The organism is Streptomyces sp. NPDC097129 (assembly GCF_055668065.1).
Genome location: NZ_JBVOQE010000044.1, coordinates 1 through 2,122, shown reverse-complemented (window position 1 = coordinate 2,122; position 2,122 = coordinate 1). Strand labels below are relative to the sequence as shown.

Sequence of the window (2,122 nt, the reverse complement as noted above, 5' to 3'; positions counted from 1 at the left end):
GATTCAGAGCTCGGTACAGGCCGAATCCGGTCGGTCCGGCCTCGTAGACGGCTTTCACCGGACCCGGCAACGAACGCAACCAGGCGAGGATCTCACCGGAGTCCGGACATAATCGTTGTTTCCATACTTCACCGGTTTGACCGTCGATCGCACATGCCACTACAGACAGTGCGTGCACGTCCAATCCGACACTCGTACGCTGATACATCACCGGGGCCTCCTGCAAATGTAGGCACTACCGATCCAGGCTTCGCCTACTCGGCAACCCACGGCAACTTGCAAGCGAGTCCCCGGCCCGAAACGGGCCGACCCTCATACCGGGAGTGTCCGATTAACGGTGGATCCGACCTTGATGTCGGTTAGTTACCGTTCAGGGTGATGCGTCCTTCGAAGGTGATCGCAAACGCATTGAGCGCGGGCTTCCACCTCATTGCCCATCGTGCCTTACCTTTCCCTGTCGGGTCCAGAGCACGCGTGGCCAAGTACAAGCATTTGAGCGCCGCCTGCTCAGTCGGGAAGTGCCCACGCGCCCGTACTGCGCGCCTGTAGCGAGCGTTGACAGACTCGATCGCGTTCGTCGAGCAGATGACGCGCCTGATCTCGACGTCGTAGTCCAGGAACGGAACGAACTCACTCCACGCGTTGTCCCACATCTTGATAATCGCTGGATACTGCTGCCCCCATTTCTGCGTGAACTCAGCGAATCGTTCCCTGGCCGCAAACTCCGACGGAGCGGTGTAGACAGGTTTGAGATCACGCGCCATCGCATCCCAATATTTACGAGAGGCAAAGCGAAAAGTGTTGCGTATCAGATGAATAATGCACGTCTGCACCACAGCGAGTTCCCAGACGGTGTTGATCGCTTCAGGCAATCCTTTGAGTCCGTCGCACACAACGATGCAGACGTCCGCCACACCACGGTTCTTGATCTCGGTCAGGACCGAGAGCCAGAACTTTGCGCCCTCTCCGCCCTCGCCGGCCCAGATCCCGAGGATGTCGCGTTCGCCATTGACGGTGACGCCGATCGCGACATACATCGGCCGGTTGGTGACCTGCCCATCGCGAACCTTCACGTGCACCGCATCGATGAACATCACCGGATACACCCGATCAAGTGGCCGGTTCTGCCACTCCGTCATTTCCCCGACGACCTTGTCGGTGATCCGCGAGATCGTGTCCTTCGACACCGACGCTCCGTAAATATCTTGAAAGTGCGCGGATATCTCGCCGGTCGTCAAACCCTTTGCCGTCAATGACAATACGATCTCATCGATACCCGTCAAGCGTCGCTGACGCTTCTTAACAATCTGCGGGTCGAACGAAGAATCGACGTCGCGTGGCACTTCGATCTCCACCGGCCCGATCTCAGTGAGCACCGTCTTCGAACGGGTACCGTTCCTCGAGTTGCCGCTGCCGCGGCCGGCGGCATCGTGCTTCTCGTAGCCCAGGTGCTCGGTCATCTCCGCGTCTAACGCGGTCTCTAGGACGTTTTTGGTGAGTTGATTGAGGAGTCCGTTCGGGCCCATCAACTCCACGCCCTGCTCCTTGGCCTGAGCCAGGAGCTGCTCGGCCAACTGCTTCTGATCCACCTCAGTCTCTGCCATGGGATCAAGTGTTTCGGTCATCGTCGATCCTTCCCGCCAAGCTCAGCTCGGCGTGTTGAATCAAGGACCGGATCCACCGTTATTCAGACAGTCCCGCATTGCCCCTGTAGTGAGTCTTGATCCGAGTCCGAAGAGTCTGCTTGCTCGGAGCTTTCCCATTAACGAGAAGTGCTGATGGGCTGATCCCCGGATACAGCAAGGTCAGCCCGTCCTTCTTCGCACACCCTGACGTGTTGATCTCAGCGGGCAACTCTCGGAACCACCAGCCGTAGGAACCTGGAGTGGCCGGCACGGGGCACGGAGTTGTTAGAACCTGAGCGCGAGTGTGGGGGGACGCTGCCAGGTAAAGGGTGCTTTCCTCCATGGCAGCGCCAGTGGTGGGGTCAGGTTCATAGCGAGGATGTTCGCATAGTTGTCTGACAGTGAAGGACGATCGGTCGGATCTGCTTAAATCAGCGGGTGACCCTTGAGAACGTCGACAAAGACCCCGACTTGCGGAAGTCGAATGACCTCGAACC

General features: G+C 58.5%; 1 protein-coding gene and 1 pseudogene. Both read right to left on the bottom strand.

The window, feature by feature from the left end; translation table 11 throughout:
- Positions 1-208 (bottom strand): annotated as a pseudogene (locus tag AC0B9F_RS37950) (IS110 family RNA-guided transposase); the annotation flags it as partial.
- Positions 209-359: 151 nt separating this feature from the next.
- The gene (locus AC0B9F_RS37945; RefSeq protein ID WP_003943361.1) at positions 360-1,625 is read right to left on the bottom strand and encodes an IS256 family transposase; all 1,266 of its coding nucleotides are present in this window, start codon (positions 1,623-1,625) and stop codon (positions 360-362) included.
- Positions 1,626-2,122: the final 497 nt, after the last annotated feature.